Annotated in this window: 15 protein-coding genes; 12 read left to right on the forward strand and 3 right to left on the reverse strand. The window is 55.1% G+C overall.

Annotated elements, in window-relative coordinates; all coding sequences use genetic code 11:
- The first annotated feature begins 4 nt into the window (after positions 1-4).
- The 4 genes from grxC to cysE all read left to right on the forward strand — a co-directional run bounded on the left by grxC (position 5) and on the right by cysE (position 2671).
- Positions 5-256 (forward strand): glutaredoxin 3, encoded by a 252-nt coding sequence (grxC, locus tag ACOTXL_RS11475; RefSeq protein WP_045332955.1) that lies wholly within the window; start codon positions 5-7, stop codon positions 254-256.
- 31 nt (positions 257-287) lie between these two features.
- On the forward strand, positions 288-755 hold the full coding sequence (secB, locus tag ACOTXL_RS11480; RefSeq protein WP_003860835.1) for a protein-export chaperone SecB: 468 nt from the start codon (positions 288-290) through the stop codon (positions 753-755).
- Entirely contained in the window at positions 755-1774 is a 1020-nt protein-coding gene (gene gpsA / locus ACOTXL_RS11485; protein ID WP_006812398.1) for an NAD(P)H-dependent glycerol-3-phosphate dehydrogenase, read from the forward strand. Before secB ends, gpsA begins: the two co-directional genes overlap by 1 nt.
- A 75-nt stretch (positions 1775-1849) precedes the next feature.
- Positions 1850-2671 carry a serine O-acetyltransferase gene (cysE, locus tag ACOTXL_RS11490; RefSeq protein ID WP_022646641.1) on the forward strand — a complete coding sequence of 274 codons (822 nt, stop codon included), beginning with the start codon at positions 1850-1852 and terminating at the stop codon, positions 2669-2671.
- Between the two features lie 54 nt (positions 2672-2725).
- On the opposite strand, the gene ppiC is transcribed toward cysE, so the two are convergent.
- Positions 2726-3007: a peptidylprolyl isomerase PpiC gene (gene ppiC / locus ACOTXL_RS11495; RefSeq protein WP_006812396.1), complete on the reverse strand. Its 282-nt coding sequence runs from the start codon at positions 3005-3007 to the stop codon at positions 2726-2728.
- Between the two features lie 85 nt (positions 3008-3092).
- On the opposite strand from ppiC, the gene rep reads away from it, so the two are divergent.
- A complete protein-coding gene (gene rep, locus ACOTXL_RS11500; protein WP_045350345.1) occupies positions 3093-5117 on the forward strand; it encodes a DNA helicase Rep in 2025 nt (674 codons plus the stop codon).
- Between the two features lie 50 nt (positions 5118-5167).
- Here the strand turns inward: rep and gppA are convergent, their stop codons facing one another.
- Together gppA and rhlB are read right to left on the reverse strand one after the other, a co-directional pair.
- Positions 5168-6652 (reverse strand): guanosine-5'-triphosphate,3'-diphosphate diphosphatase, encoded by a 1485-nt coding sequence (gppA, locus tag ACOTXL_RS11505; protein WP_045350344.1) that lies wholly within the window; start codon positions 6650-6652, stop codon positions 5168-5170.
- Between the two features lie 6 nt (positions 6653-6658).
- Positions 6659-7927 carry an ATP-dependent RNA helicase RhlB gene (rhlB, locus tag ACOTXL_RS11510; protein WP_003860827.1) on the reverse strand — a complete coding sequence of 423 codons (1269 nt, stop codon included), beginning with the start codon at positions 7925-7927 and terminating at the stop codon, positions 6659-6661.
- 144 nt (positions 7928-8071) lie between these two features.
- Here rhlB and trxA point away from each other — a divergent pair, with 144 nt between their 5' ends.
- The 7 genes from trxA (at position 8072) to rffC (ending at position 15528) form a co-directional block, all read left to right on the forward strand.
- Positions 8072-8401 carry a thioredoxin TrxA gene (gene trxA, locus ACOTXL_RS11515; protein ID WP_006812392.1) on the forward strand — a complete coding sequence of 110 codons (330 nt, stop codon included), beginning with the start codon at positions 8072-8074 and terminating at the stop codon, positions 8399-8401.
- Between the two features lie 341 nt (positions 8402-8742).
- Positions 8743-10002, forward strand: coding sequence for a transcription termination factor Rho (gene rho / locus ACOTXL_RS11520; protein ID WP_001054528.1), 1260 nt, complete (start codon positions 8743-8745; stop codon positions 10000-10002).
- 242 nt (positions 10003-10244) lie between these two features.
- The gene (wecA, locus tag ACOTXL_RS11525; RefSeq protein ID WP_045350342.1) at positions 10245-11348 is read left to right on the forward strand and encodes a UDP-N-acetylglucosamine--undecaprenyl-phosphate N-acetylglucosaminephosphotransferase; all 1104 of its coding nucleotides are present in this window, start codon (positions 10245-10247) and stop codon (positions 11346-11348) included.
- A gap of 13 nt (positions 11349-11361) precedes the next feature.
- On the forward strand, positions 11362-12408 hold the full coding sequence (gene wzzE / locus ACOTXL_RS11530; RefSeq protein ID WP_017383601.1) for an ECA polysaccharide chain length modulation protein: 1047 nt from the start codon (positions 11362-11364) through the stop codon (positions 12406-12408).
- A gap of 56 nt (positions 12409-12464) precedes the next feature.
- Positions 12465-13595: a non-hydrolyzing UDP-N-acetylglucosamine 2-epimerase gene (wecB, locus tag ACOTXL_RS11535; RefSeq protein WP_006812390.1), complete on the forward strand. Its 1131-nt coding sequence runs from the start codon at positions 12465-12467 to the stop codon at positions 13593-13595.
- Complete coding sequence (gene wecC, locus ACOTXL_RS11540; protein ID WP_022650164.1) at positions 13592-14854, forward strand: UDP-N-acetyl-D-mannosamine dehydrogenase; 1263 nt, start codon at positions 13592-13594, stop codon at positions 14852-14854. Before wecB ends, wecC begins: the two co-directional genes overlap by 4 nt.
- On the forward strand, positions 14851-15528 hold the full coding sequence (gene rffC / locus ACOTXL_RS11545; protein ID WP_045350341.1) for a dTDP-4-amino-4,6-dideoxy-D-galactose acyltransferase: 678 nt from the start codon (positions 14851-14853) through the stop codon (positions 15526-15528). Before wecC ends, rffC begins: the two co-directional genes overlap by 4 nt.
- Positions 15529-15532: the final 4 nt, after the last annotated feature.

Genomic DNA, 15532 nt, shown 5'->3' on the forward strand with positions numbered 1-15532 from the left:
AGTGATGGCCAATATTGAGATCTACACCAAAGCAACGTGCCCGTTCTGCCACCGAGCGAAAGCGCTGCTGTCCAGCAAAGGCGTAAAGTTCAAGGAACTGCCGATCGATGGTGACGCGATTAAACGCGAAGAGATGATCCAACGCAGTGGTCGCACAACGGTTCCACAGATTTTTATTGATGCGCAGCACATTGGCGGCTGTGATGACTTGTATGCGCTCGACGCCCGTGGTGGACTCGATCCGCTGCTGAGCTAGAGACTTTAGGACAATTAAAAAGGGTTTTTCCATGTCAGAACAAAATAACACCGAGATGACTTTCCAGATCCAGCGCATCTACACCAAGGATGTCTCTTTCGAAGCGCCAAATGCGCCGCACGTTTTCCAGAAAGACTGGCAGCCAGAGGTTAAACTTGATCTGGATACCGCATCCACCCAGCTGGCGGATGATGTGTATGAAGTCGTACTGCGTGTCACCGTGACCGCCTCTCTGGGCGAAGAAACTGCGTTCCTGTGCGAAGTTCAGCAGGGCGGTATCTTCTCCATCGGCGGCATCGAAGGCAACCAGATGGCGCATTGCCTGGGTGCATACTGCCCGAACATCCTGTTCCCGTATGCGCGTGAATGCATCACCAGCCTGGTTTCTCGCGGTACATTCCCGCAACTGAACCTCGCGCCAGTAAACTTTGATGCGCTGTTCATGAACTATCTACAGCAGCAGGCTGGCGAAGGTGCCGAACAACATCAGGATGCCTGATGAGCACTGTTAATGCGTCAATGACTGTGATCGGTGCCGGCTCTTACGGCACCGCTCTTGCCATCACGCTGGCAAGAAATGGTCACGACGTGGTCCTGTGGGGCCACGATCCAAAACATATCGCGACGTTGCAACACGACCGCTGCAACGTGGCGTTTCTCCCGGACGTTCCGTTCCCTGACTCTCTCTATCTGGAAAGCGACCTCGCGACCGCGCTGGCGGCCAGCCGCAATATTCTGATTGTGGTGCCAAGCCACGTGTTTGGCGAAGTCCTGCGTCAGATTAAGCCGCTGATGCGTGCGGATGCGCGTATTGTGTGGGCGACGAAGGGGCTGGAAGCGGAAACCGGACGTCTGTTGCAGGACGTTGCCCGCGAAGCGCTGGGAACAGCGATCCCGCTGGCGGTGATCTCGGGGCCGACCTTTGCCAAAGAGCTGGCTGCGGGCTTGCCGACGGCGATCTCGCTGGCGTCCACCGACCAGGCATTTTCCGACGATCTTCAGCAACTGCTGCACTGCGGCAAAAGCTTCCGCGTGTACAGCAACCCTGATTTTATCGGCGTACAGCTGGGCGGTGCGGTGAAGAACGTCATTGCCATCGGGGCCGGGATGTCTGACGGCATCGGTTTCGGCGCGAATGCGCGTACGGCGCTGATCACCCGTGGTCTGACCGAAATGTCCCGCCTGGGCGAAGCGCTCGGTGCCGATCCGGCCACTTTTATGGGAATGGCTGGGCTGGGCGACCTGGTGCTGACCTGCACCGATAACCAGTCGCGTAACCGCCGCTTTGGCATGATGCTCGGACAGGGCAGCGATGTAAAAAGCGCGCAGGAGAAGATTGGTCAGGTGGTTGAAGGCTATCGCAATACCAAAGAAGTTCGCGAATTGGCGCACCGTTTCGGTGTCGAAATGCCAATAACCGAGGAAATTTATCAGGTATTGTATTGCGGAAAAAATGCGCGCGAGGCAGCATTGACCTTATTAGGTCGTGCGCGCAAGGACGAGCGCAGCAGCAATTAGCCGGGAAGTATCGTCACCTGAATGACCCAGCCAGCGCAGAACTGGCTGGTCATTAACTATCGTCTGGAGCAAGCAATGCCGTGTGAAGAACTGGATATCGTCTGGAATAATATTAAAGCCGAAGCCCGAGCTTTGGCCGACTGTGAGCCCATGCTGGCCAGTTTCTATCACGCGACGCTACTTAAGCACGAAAATCTCGGCAGCGCCCTGAGCTATATGCTCGCCAATAAACTGGCTTCCCCTATCATGCCTGCTATTGCCATTCGCGAGGTGGTGGAAGAGGCCTACGCCGCAGATCCGGAGATGATTGCTTCTGCCGCCTGCGACATTCAGGCCGTGCGTACGCGTGACCCGGCGGTGGATAAATACTCCACGCCGCTACTGTATCTCAAAGGATTCCACGCCTTACAGGCGTACCGCATCGGCCACTGGTTATGGAATGAGGGACGCCGCGCGCTGGCCATCTTTCTTCAAAACCAGGTTTCCGTGACCTTCCAGGTCGATATTCATCCGGCGGCGAAAATTGGCCGCGGGATCATGCTCGACCACGCCACCGGCATTGTTGTCGGTGAAACGGCGGTGATCGAAGATGACGTGTCGATCCTGCAATCCGTTACGCTGGGCGGTACCGGTAAAACCAGCGGCGATCGCCATCCGAAAATTCGTGAAGGGGTGATGATTGGCGCGGGTGCTAAAATCCTCGGCAATATTGAAGTCGGACGCGGCGCGAAGATTGGCGCGGGGTCGGTTGTGCTCCAGCCTGTACCGCCGCACACCACCGCCGCTGGCGTCCCGGCGCGCATCGTCGGTAAGCCAGACAGCGATAAGCCGTCGATGGATATGGATCAGCACTTCAACGGTATTCACCACACCTTCGAATACGGCGACGGCATCTGAACGCCGGAACAGCCAAATAAAAAAGCCCGGTGAGTCAATGCACCGGGCTTTTGATTAGTTGCGGTATAACACTTTGATAATGTGATAGCCGAACTGCGTATGCAGTGGGCCGGTTGGCTCCAGCACCGGGCAGGAGAAAACCACTTTATCAAATGCCGGGACCATCTGGCCCTGGCGGAACTCGCCTAAGTCACCACCGCGTTTGCCTGACGGGCAAATCGAGTGTTTCTTCGCCAGTTTGCCGAAGTCGGCGCCGTTTTTAATCTGTTCGAGCAGATCCTGTGCCAGTTTCTCTTCTTTAACAAGGATATGCAGTGCTGCTGCTGTTTTTGCCATGATCGTGCCTTGAGTCAACGAGTTTACGGTCGGTATACTACCACGCGTTTTTCCTCCTCTCCCGACTTTCATTGAGTGATCATTTATGCGTTTAAACCCCGGACAACAACAAGCTGTCGAATTCGTCACCGGACCCTGCCTGGTGCTGGCGGGAGCGGGATCCGGTAAAACACGCGTGATCACCAACAAAATCGCCCATTTAATTCGGGGTTGTGGATACCAGGCGCGCCATATCGCGGCGGTCACCTTTACCAACAAAGCGGCGCGTGAGATGAAAGAGCGCGTCGGCCAGACGCTGGGCCGTAAAGAGGCGCGCGGGCTGATGATCTCCACCTTCCACACGCTGGGTCTGGATATTATCAAGCGCGAATACGCGGCGCTGGGCATGAAGTCCAACTTTTCTCTCTTTGATGACACCGACCAGGTGGCGCTGCTTAAAGAGCTAACGGAAGGGCTGATCGAAGATGACAAAGTGCTGTTGCAACAGCTGATCTCGACGATCTCGAACTGGAAAAACGATCTGATGACGCCGGCCCAGGCAGCGGCAAGTGCCAAAGGCGAGCGCGACCGCATCTTTGCCCACTGCTACGGTCTTTACGACGCGCATATGAAAGCCTGTAACGTCCTGGATTTCGACGATCTGATCCTGCTGCCGACGCTGCTGCTTCAGCGGAATGAAGAGGTGCGCGAGCGCTGGCAGAACAAAATTCGTTACCTGCTGGTGGATGAATACCAGGATACCAACACCAGCCAGTACGAGCTGGTAAAGCTGCTGGTAGGACAGCGCGCGCGTTTTACCGTTGTAGGCGATGACGATCAGTCGATTTACTCCTGGCGTGGCGCACGTCCGCAAAACCTGGTGCTGCTGAGCAAAGACTTCCCGGCGTTGCAGGTGATTAAACTGGAGCAGAACTACCGTTCCTCCGGGCGTATCCTGAAGGCGGCGAACATCCTGATTGCCAATAACCCGCACGTCTTTGAGAAGCGCCTGTTCTCCGAACTGGGTTACGGCACCGAGCTGAAAGTCCTTAGCGCCAATAACGAAGAGCACGAAGCGGAGCGCGTAACCGGCGAGCTGATTGCCCATCACTTCGTCAACAAAACTGAATACAAGGATTACGCGATCCTCTATCGCGGTAACCACCAGTCGCGCGTCTTTGAAAAGATGCTGATGCAGAACCGCATCCCCTACAAAATCTCCGGCGGTACGTCGTTCTTTTCGCGTCCGGAAATCAAGGATCTGCTGGCCTATCTGCGCGTGCTGACCAACCCGGATGACGACAGCGCTTTCCTGCGCATTGTAAATACGCCGAAGCGCGAGATTGGCTCTGCGACGCTGCAAAAGCTGGGTGAATGGGCGATGACCCGCAACAAAAGCCTGTTCACCGCCAGCTTCGATATGGGGCTGAGCCAGACCCTGACCGGGCGCGGCTATGAGGCCTTAACCCGCTTTACCCACTGGCTGGGTGAGGTGCAGCGTCTGGCTGAGCGCGAGCCTGTGGCGGCAGTACGCGATCTGATCCACGGCATTGATTACGAATCCTGGTTGTATGAAACCTCCGCCAGCCCGAAAGCGGCAGAGATGCGCATGAAAAACGTTAACCAGCTCTTCAGCTGGATGACCGAAATGCTTGAAGGATCTGAGATTGACGAGCCCATGACCCTGACGCAGGTGGTCACCCGCTTCACGCTGCGCGATATGATGGAGCGCGGGGAAAGCGAAGAAGAGGCCGATCAGGTTCAGCTGATGACGTTACATGCCTCGAAAGGGCTGGAGTTCCCTTATGTCTATCTGGTGGGGATGGAAGAGGGCCTATTGCCGCACCAGAGCAGCATTGATGAAGATAACGTCGACGAAGAGCGCCGTCTGGCCTACGTTGGGATCACCCGTGCGCAGAAAGAGCTGACGTTTACGCTGTGCAAAGAGCGCCGTCAGTATGGTGAGCTGGTGCGCCCGGAGCCGAGCCGTTTTCTGCTGGAGTTGCCTCAGGGCGATCTTATCTGGGAGCAGGAGCGTAAAGTCATTACCGCTGAAGAGCGTATGCATAAAGGGCAGGCAAACGTGGCAAACATTCGCGCGATGCTGGCAAAAGCCAAAGAGAAGGGATAACTATTTGTAGGCCGGGTAAGGCGAAGCCGCCACCCGGCACGCTTCAAGGGTCACTTCACATCAAGCGCCCAGTGCACATAGCTCTGCCACTGGTACTCCTGCTCAATCAGTTCCGCCCCAAGGGGATGATCCTCAAGCCAGTTTTCCGGTAGCGTCAGCGTCAGTTTCTCATCGTCTGCCGCCAGCGTAATCGCTGGCAGCAAATCATCTCGACGCCGACTGGCAAACAGGATCGCCAGCCGAAGCAGACGACACAGATGCTCCGCCACGCGCGGCGGCACAGCGTTCTGCTGGTGAAGGGAAGAGAGATCGACGGCGTTAGTCTGATTCAGCAGCAGGGTGGCCAGCAGCTTCTTCTGGGCGGGCGTATAACCCGGCAAATCGAGATTACGCACCAGCCAGGCCGCGTGCAGCGGTGCCTGCTTGTACTCCACGCTGAGACCAATTTCATGTAGCGCACAGGCGCTTAGCAACAGATCGCGGCTTAACGGTTCAATATCCCAGCTTTTTTTCACCTGATCGGCAAACTGTGACGCCAGTTGACTCACTCTCTGCGCCTGGTCGGTATCCACAATAAAGCGGCGTTGAACGTTACGCAGCGTACGGCTACGGATGTCCTGATCGACCGACTGGTGCAGCATTCCGTAGACCAGACCTTCACGCAGCGCACCGCCTGCCAGGGTCATACACTGGATATTAAGCTCGGTGAAAATGGCAATCAGTATGGCGAGCCCACTGGGGAAAACCAGCGCGCGTTCAAGCGTCAGCCCTTCTATTTCAAGCTCTTCCAGACGACCACACTGGATGGCGCGCTGTTTAAGCTGCTGGAGTTTGGCAAGCGTGATCCGCTCGTCCATCCCCTGTGCCATCATGATTTCCTGCAACGCCTGCACGGTTCCAGACGCGCCGACACACACTTTCCAGCCGTGATAGCGCAGTTCGTCCATGACCGGGCGCAGGACCGCACGCGCCGCGTTTTCCGCCTCGTCAAAATTCTCTTTGGCAAGGTTTCGATCGGTAAAGTAGCGTTCCAGCCAGGTCACACAGCCCATTGGCAGGCTGAAGAGCGACGTCGCCTGCGCGCCTGTGCCCGTGACCAGTTCGGTACTGGCGCCACCGATATCGACCACCAGACGACGATCGTCGCCGCCGGTCGTATGCGCCACACCCTGATAAATCAGACGCGCTTCTTCTTCACCGCTGATGACCTGCACCGGACAGCCCAGAATTTCCTGTGCTCTGGCAATGAAATCGCCAGCGTTAACCGCAAGACGTAGGGTCGCCGTGGCAACAACGCGAATTTGACTGAGCGGGATATCCTGTAAACGTTCTGCAAACAGACGCAGACACTGCCAGCCACGTTCCATGGCTTCCGGGGAGAGATGATTATCGCTGCTCAGGCCCGCCGCGAGGCGGACCTTGCGCTTAATGCGCGTCAGCGTTTGTATGCTTCCCGCCACCTCGCGCACAACCAGCATATGAAAACTATTCGAACCGAGATCAATTGCCGCATAAAGCGAGGTGGAGCTGAGCATATTTTCTTAACCTGAACGACGACGATTACGCGGTGCACCGCCGGAACGACGCGGGCCATTGCCGGAGCGTGGACGTGTAAGGCGCTTAGGTGGCGGCAACTCGCTTAACAGCGCTTCCGGATTGTATTTGCTCTGTGGAATAGAGTGACCGATGTAGGTCTCAATGGCCGGAAGGTTCAGCGCATACTCTTCACACGCAAGGCTGATGGAGTGACCGCTTGCGCCTGCACGACCAGTACGACCGATACGGTGTACATAGTCTTCACAGTCATCTGGCAGGTCATAGTTAAAGACGTGCGTCACGGCTGGAATGTGCAGGCCACGGGCCGCCACGTCGGTCGCGACCAGAATATCAAGGTCGCCACGAGTAAATTCGTCGAGAATGCGCAGGCGTTTTTTCTGCGCCACGTCGCCGGTCAGCAGGCCGACACGGTGACCATCTGCCGCCAGGTGACCCCAGATATCTTCACAGCGGTGTTTGGTGTTCGCGAAGATAATCGCGCGATCCGGCCACTCTTCTTCGATCAGGGTTTGCAACAGGCGCATTTTCTCTTCATTAGAAGGATAAAAAAGCTCTTCTTTAATGCGGTGCCCGGTTTTCTGCTCCGGTTCTACTTCCACATATTCCGCATTGTTCATCTGCTCGAATGCGAGTTCACGTACGCGGTATGACAGGGTTGCGGAGAACAGCATGTTCAGACGCTGGTTTGCCGCAGGCATACGGCGGAACAGCCAGCGGATGTCTTTAATGAAGCCCAGATCGTACATGCGGTCTGCTTCATCCAGCACCACGACCTGGATTGCGCCGAGGTTGATATGGTTCTGTTTGGCGTAGTCGATAAGACGGCCGGTGGTCCCAATCAGGATATCGACGCCGCTTTCCAGCACTTTCAGCTGTTTATCGTAGCCGTCGCCGCCGTAGGCCAGGCCAAGTTTCAGGCCGGTGGCTTGCGCCAGGGGCTCAGCGTCTGCGTGGATCTGTACCGCCAGTTCTCGCGTCGGGGCCATAATTAGCGCGCGCGGCTGGTTAACTTTGCGGTCTGCAATCGCTGGGTGAGAAAGTAAATAATGAAACGTTGACGTTAAAAACGCCATCGTTTTGCCAGTACCGGTTTGCGCCTGCCCTGCAACATCGCGACCGGCCAGCGTCAGCGGCAGGGCGAGAGCCTGAATGGGCGTGCAGTTATGAAACCCTTTAGTTTCAAGGGCTTCGATCACCTTTGGGTGCAGGGCGAAGTCGGAAAACTTCTGTTCTGTTAAATGTGTTTTGCTCATAGTGTGGTAGAATATCAGCTTACTATTGCTTTACGAAAGCGTATCCGGTGAAATAAAGTCAACCTTTAGTTGGTTAATGCGACATCAACACGTCGTTGGTGGAGACAAAACCAACGTACCAGGCTTATTCCTGTGGAGTTATATATGAGCGATAAAATTATTCACCTGACTGACGACAGTTTTGACACGGACGTACTTAAAGCTGACGGGCTGATCCTCGTTGATTTCTGGGCTGAATGGTGTGGTCCTTGCAAAATGATCGCTCCGATTCTGGATGAAATCGCTGACGAATATCAGGGCAAACTGACCGTTGCCAAGCTGAACATCGACCAGAACCCGGGCACCGCGCCAAAATACGGTATCCGTGGCATCCCGACCCTGCTGCTGTTCAAGAACGGTGACGTGGCAGCGACCAAAGTGGGCGCACTGTCCAAAGGTCAACTGAAAGAGTTCCTGGACGCTAACCTGGCGTAAGGTTTCTCAGCTGAGCGTCCAGAGCGCCTAATTAACGGCGAGATCTGGACGCCCGGCTTTAGTCGTGCTAAGTTAGCTATGACTACGTTTTAAACATATCTTGTTGTTTGAATCTTGTTTTACCCGATACTTCCCGTTGTTAACATAAACAGTGCGTGAAGTTGCTAGATTCCGGGCTTGTCACTCAATCCGTCTTGTCGTTTCAGTTCTGCGTTCTTTCCCTGTGACCAGACAGCGAACAGACATGAGGTGATGGCCGCTAAACAGGCATGGATGACCCTGCCATACCATTCACAACATTAAGTTCGAGAATCACCCCGAGTTTAAGAACCCACACCATTATGAATCTTACCGAATTAAAGAATACGCCGGTTTCTGAGCTGATCACTCTCGGCGAAAATATGGGACTGGAAAACCAGGCTCGTATGCGCAAGCAGGACATCATTTTCGCCATCCTGAAGCAGCACGCTAAGAGTGGCGAAGATATCTTTGGCGACGGTGTGCTGGAGATACTGCAAGACGGATTTGGTTTCCTCCGCTCCGCAGACAGCTCCTACCTCGCCGGCCCTGACGACATCTACGTATCCCCTAGCCAAATCCGCCGTTTCAACCTCCGCACTGGTGACACCATTTCAGGTAAGATTCGTCCTCCAAAAGAGGGTGAACGCTACTTTGCGCTGTTGAAGGTTAACGAAGTCAACTACGACAAACCGGAAAACTCCCGCAATAAGATCCTGTTCGAGAACTTAACGCCGCTGCACGCGAACTCTCGCCTGCGCATGGAGCGTGGTAACGGGTCTACTGAAGACTTAACCGCGCGTGTGCTGGATCTGGCATCGCCAATTGGTCGTGGCCAGCGTGGTCTGATTGTAGCGCCGCCAAAAGCCGGTAAAACCATGCTGCTGCAAAACATCGCGCAGAGCATTGCTTACAATCACCCAGACTGTGTGCTGATGGTGCTGCTGATTGACGAACGTCCGGAAGAAGTGACCGAGATGCAGCGTCTGGTGAAAGGGGAAGTGGTTGCGTCTACCTTCGACGAGCCTGCTTCCCGCCACGTTCAGGTTGCGGAAATGGTTATCGAGAAGGCGAAACGCCTGGTTGAGCACAAGAAAGATGTGATCATCCTGCTCGACTCCATCACCCGTCTGGCGCGTGCCTACAACACCGTGGTGCCGGCTTCCGGTAAAGTACTGACCGGTGGTGTGGATGCCAACGCCCTGCATCGTCCGAAGCGTTTCTTCGGTGCGGCGCGTAACGTGGAAGAGGGCGGTAGCCTGACCATTATCGCGACGGCGCTGATCGATACCGGCTCCAAAATGGACGAAGTTATCTACGAAGAGTTCAAAGGTACAGGCAACATGGAACTGCACCTTTCTCGTAAAATCGCAGAAAAACGCGTCTTCCCGGCGATCGACTACAACCGTTCCGGTACCCGTAAAGAAGAGCTGCTTACCACTCAGGAAGAGCTTCAGAAAATGTGGATCCTGCGCAAAATCATCCATCCAATGGGCGAAATCGACGCAATGGAATTCCTCATCAACAAACTGGCGATGACCAAAACGAACGACGATTTCTTCGACATGATGAAACGCTCGTAACGCAAATAATCCCAGTAAACGCCACGTTTTTACGTGGCGTTTTTTATTTATGGACTATACGCTATTACCACACACTCCCAATTTTGACCTGTCGGTGCGACAATAAGAATGTTTGCACAGTCAAAGAAATAATTGATTGAAAAACATACAAAGGGAGTTGTGAGAAGCCATCTTTAATCCTTCTGAGGCAGTGGCTTCATGGTTATACTTCCGGGACTAACATTTGTTGAGAGCAATCCATTGTGAATCTACTCACTGCAGTAACTGAGCTGATCAGTATTTTTTTATTCACAACCTGTTTTTTGTTCATTGCGCGCAAGGTAGCAAAAAGAATTGGGTTAGTGGACAAACCGAACTTCCGTAAACGTCATCAGGGGCTTATTCCGCTGGTGGGCGGCGTTTCGGTATACGCAGGCATCTGTTTCACATTCGGGATCGCGGATTATTATATCCCCCATGCCGCACTCTATCTGGCATGTGCCGGTGTGCTGGTACTGGTCGGCGCCCTTGATGATCGTTTTGATATCAGCGTGAAGTTCCGCGCGACGGTACAGGCGGCCATTGGCATCATTATGATGGTGGTAGGCGGCCTCTATCTCAGAAGCCTGGGCTACGTGTTTGGTCCCTGGGAGCTGGTGCTTGGGCCATTCGGCTTCTTCCTGACGCTGTTTGCCGTGTGGGCGGCTATCAACGCCTTTAACATGGTTGACGGTATAGACGGTCTGCTTGGTGGGCTGTCCTCTGTTTCGTTTGGCGCGATCGGCATCATCTTATGGTTTGACGGCCAGTACAGCCTGTCAATGTGGTGCTTTGCTATGATTGCCGCCATCCTGCCATACATCTGCCTGAACCTGGGTGTGTTAGGGCGTCGCTATAAAGTCTTTATGGGCGATGCGGGCAGTACCCTGATTGGCTTTACGGTTATCTGGGTCCTGCTGGAAACCACGCAGGGTAAAACGCACCCTATCAGCCCGGTAACGGCTCTCTGGATTATCGCCATCCCGCTGATGGACATGGTCGCTATTATGTACCGCCGTCTGCGTAAAGGAATGAGCCCGTTTTCTCCCGATCGGCAGCATATTCACCACCTGATTATGCGCGCCGGCTTCACGTCTCGTCAGGCATTTGTGTTGATTACGCTTGCGGCTGCTATTCTGGCTGCGATTGGCGTTGCCGCAGAATACGCACATTTCATTCCTGAATGGGTAATGTTGGTATTATTCTTGCTAGCATTTTTCATGTACGGTTACTGCATCAAGCGTGCATGGAAAGTCGCGCGTTTTATTAAACGTTTAAAACGCAGGATGCGTCGGAACAGTGGCAAAAACACAACATTAACTAAGTAAAACCGGGACTATGATGACTCAACCGTTGGCGGGAGCGAAATCAGTGGGCACTGAGAACGAGCTGGATATTCGTGGTTTGTTTCGCGTGTTATGGCAGGGCAAACTGTGGATTGTAGGGATTGCCTTGGGGTTCGCGCTGTTAGCGCTTGCTTACACCTTCTTTGCAAAACAAGAGTGGAGCGCCACGGCGATCACAGACCGACCAACGGTGAATATGCTTGGAGGCTACTACTCCCAGCAGCAATTCCTGCGTAATCTTGATATCAAGGCCAATCTGGCGACCCCGGATCAGGCCTCGGTGATGGATGAATCCTACAAAGAGTTTGTGATGCAGCTGGCGTCGTGGGATACACGTCGCGATTTCTGGTCCCAGACGGACTACTACAAGCAGCGCATGGTCGGTAACAGCAAAGCGGATGCCGCGCTGCTGGATGATCTGATTAATAACATTCAGTTTATGCCTGGCGATGTGCTTCGTAACGTTAGCGACAGCGTGAAGCTGATTGCGGAAACGGCGCCGGACGCCAATAACCTGTTGCGTCAGTACGTTGCTTTTGCCAGCCAGCGCGCGGCCAGCCATTTGAATGACGAGCTGAAAGGCGCCTGGGCTGCGCGCACTATCCAGATGAAAGCGCAGGTCAAACGCCAGGAAGAGGTCGCTAAGGCCATCTTCGCCCGTCGCGTGCATAATCTTGAGCAGGCGCTGAAGATTGCGGAACAGCACAATATTTCCCGTAGCGAAACGGATGTTCCGGCGGACGAACTCCCGGATTCAGAAATGTTCCTTCTTGGTCGCCCAATGCTTCAGGCTCGTCTGGAAAATATCCAGGCCGTTGGCCCTGACTTTGACCTTGATTACGACCAAAACCGCGCCATGCTCAATACGCTCAACGTCGGTCCAACGCTGGACCCGCGTTTTCAGACCTATCGTTATTTAAGAACGCCTGAAGAGCCTGTAAAACGCGATAGTCCGCGTCGCGCATTCCTGATGATCATGTGGGGGATTGTGGGCGCACTGACTGGCGCTGGCGTAGCGTTATTGCGTCGCCGCACAAACTAAGAACGCCGTCTACGATGAAGGCTGTGACCTTCATCGTCTAATCGAAGAGAATCGATGTGAAAGTACTAACCGTATTTGGCACCAGGCCGGAGGCCATCAAGATGGCGCCTCTGGTTCATGCGCTGGCCAGAGATCCTGATATTGAAGCGAAAGTGTGCGTGACTGCCCAGCACCGTGAGATGCTCGATCAGGTCTTAACCCTCTTTTCTATCGTCCCGGATTACGATCTCAATATAATGAAACCGGGACAGGGACTGACGGAAATAACCTGCCGTATTCTGCAAGAATTAAAGCCTATTCTGGAGTCGTTCAAGCCGGATGTAGTGCTGGTGCACGGCGACACCACTACTACCGTGGCAACCAGCCTGGCCGCGTTCTATCAGCGTATCCCCGTTGGTCATATTGAAGCGGGTCTGCGTACCGGCAATCTCTATTCCCCGTGGCCGGAAGAGGCCAACCGTACGCTCACCGGTCACCTGGCGATGTACCATTTTGCGCCAACCGAGAACTCACGCCAAAACCTGCTGCGCGAAAATATCAGCGACAGCAAGATCTTCGTCACCGGCAATACGGTCATTGATGCGCTGATTTGGGTGCGTGACCGCGTGCTGGCTAACAGCGAGCTTCAGGCAGAACTTGCTGCGCGCTATCCGTTCCTGAACAACGGCAAGAAAACGATTCTGGTGACGGGCCACCGCCGCGAAAGCTTTGGCCGTGGCTTTGAGCAAATCTGCCACGCGCTGGCTGAAATCGCCGCGCAGAACGAGGATGTGCAGATTGTCTATCCGGTGCACCTCAACCCGAACGTCAGCGAACCGGTCAACCGTATCCTGGGTCACGTGGAAAACGTGCTCCTGATCGAGCCGCAGGACTATCTGCCATTTGTCTGGCTGATGAACCACGCCTGGCTGATCCTGACCGATTCTGGCGGCATTCAGGAAGAGGCGCCCTCCCTCGGTAAGCCGGTACTGGTGATGCGTGAAACCACCGAACGCCCGGAAGCGGTTACTGCCGGTACCGTGCGTCTGGTGGGAACGGATCCGCGTCGTATTGTCGAAGAGGTCACGCGCTTACTGCATGACGATGAAGAGTATCAGGCGATGAGCCGGGCCCACAATCCGTACGGTGACGGGCAGGCTTGTGGTCGTATTTTGCACGCACTTAAACACAATCGGGTAACGCTATGAGTTTTACTACCATCTCTGTTGTTGGTCTTGGCTATATCGGGCTGCCTACTGCGGCGGCCTTTGCCTCTCGTCAAAAGCAGGTCGTTGGCGTAGATATCAACGCGCACGCGGTGGAAACCATCAACCGTGGCGAAATTCATATCGTGGAGCCCGATCTCGATCGCGTGGTGAAAAAGGCGGTGGACGGTGGCTTCCTGCGCGCCAGCACCACGCCGGTAGAAGCCGATGCGTACCTGATTGCGGTTCCAACGCCCTTTAAAGGCGATCATGAGCCTGACATGGTTTACGTCGAGGCGGCGGCAAAATCCATTGCGCCTGTGCTGAAGAAAGGGGCGCTGGTTATCCTTGAGTCCACTTCACCTGTTGGGGCAACCGAGCAGATGGCACAGTGGCTGGCCGAGGCGCGTCCCGATCTTAGCTTCCCCCAGCAGGTGGGCGACCAGGCCGATATCAATATCGCCTACTGCCCTGAGCGCGTACTGCCAGGCCAGGTGATGGTGGAACTGATTAAAAATGACCGCGTGATTGGCGGCATGACGCCAGTCTGCTCCGCGCGCGCCAGCGAGCTGTATAAAATTTTCCTTGAAGGCGAATGTGTGGTGACCAACTCCCGCACCGCCGAGATGTGCAAACTGACCGAAAACAGTTTCCGCGACGTTAACATCGCGTTTGCGAATGAACTGTCGTTGATTTGCGCCGATCAGGGGATTAACGTCTGGGAACTTATTCGTCTTGCCAACCGTCACCCCCGCGTGAACATCCTTCAGCCGGGGCCGGGCGTGGGTGGGCACTGCATCGCGGTCGATCCGTGGTTTATCGTGGCGCAAAATCCGGAACAGGCACGCCTGATTCGCACCGCGCGCGAAGTAAACGACCATAAACCGCACTGGGTTATCAACCAGGTCAAAGCCACGGTCGCGGATTGCCTGGCCGACAGCGGCAAACGCGCCAGTGAGCTGAAAATTGCCTGCTTTGGTCTGGCATTCAAACCGAATATTGACGATCTGCGCGAAAGCCCGGCGATGGAAATTGCCGAAATGATCGCTGCCTGGCACAGCGGTGAAACGCTGGTGGTTGAGCCGAATATTCATGCGTTGCCGGCAAAACTTGCCGGTCACTGCACCCTTACCGCCCTGGATGACGCGCTGGCGACGGCGGATGTGCTGGTGCTGCTGGTGGATCACAATGCGTTTAAAGCGGTTTCCGGTGATGCCGTACGTCAGCAGTATGTTGTTGATACCAAAGGCGTGTGGCGTTGAGTATCCTCAACGGCGTGCTGGAGTCTCTTGAGTGGGAAAGCGCATTTTTTGCGCGTCCCTCAGCGATAGTGCGTCTGCGCGACAATGCCCCTGCGTTGCAGGATGCAGACTTCAGCGCCTGGCAGCGCGTACAGGCTAAGATCCCGGCGGACCGCGCCGATCTGCTGGACGCCCTCCAGCAGCACGGATTCCGGCTGGTCGAGGGCGAGGTTGATCTCTCTGTTACCGTGGCTCGCTACGCCTCACCGGGCGCGGAAATTGCAACGGAGCAGGATATCCCCACGCTGCGCAAGATGGCGGCGCTGGCCTTCGCTCAGAGCCGTTTCCGGGCGCCCTGGTATGCGCCCGATGACAACGGTCGCTTTTATGCTCAGTGGATAGAGAATGCGGTCAAAGGCACGTTTGACCACGTATGTCTGGTGTTCCGTACTGACGGGGGACAGATTCAGGGTTTTGTTTCGCTTCGCAGGCTCACCGAGCACGAGGCGCGCATCGGACTGTTAGCCGGGCGCGGCATGGGCGAGAAACTCATGCAGGCGGCGCTGCACTGGGCGGAGCAACAACAGGTATCGACGCTGCGGGTCGCAACCCAGATGGGCAACACCGCTGCGCTTAAACGTTATATTGCGAGTGGTGCCAGCATCGACGCCACCGCCTACTGGTTATACAGGTGACAAG

Origin of the sequence: Enterobacter cloacae complex sp. IR5402 (assembly GCF_049238125.1) — a bacterium.
Taxonomy (GTDB): domain Bacteria; phylum Pseudomonadota; class Gammaproteobacteria; order Enterobacterales; family Enterobacteriaceae; genus Enterobacter; species Enterobacter hormaechei_C.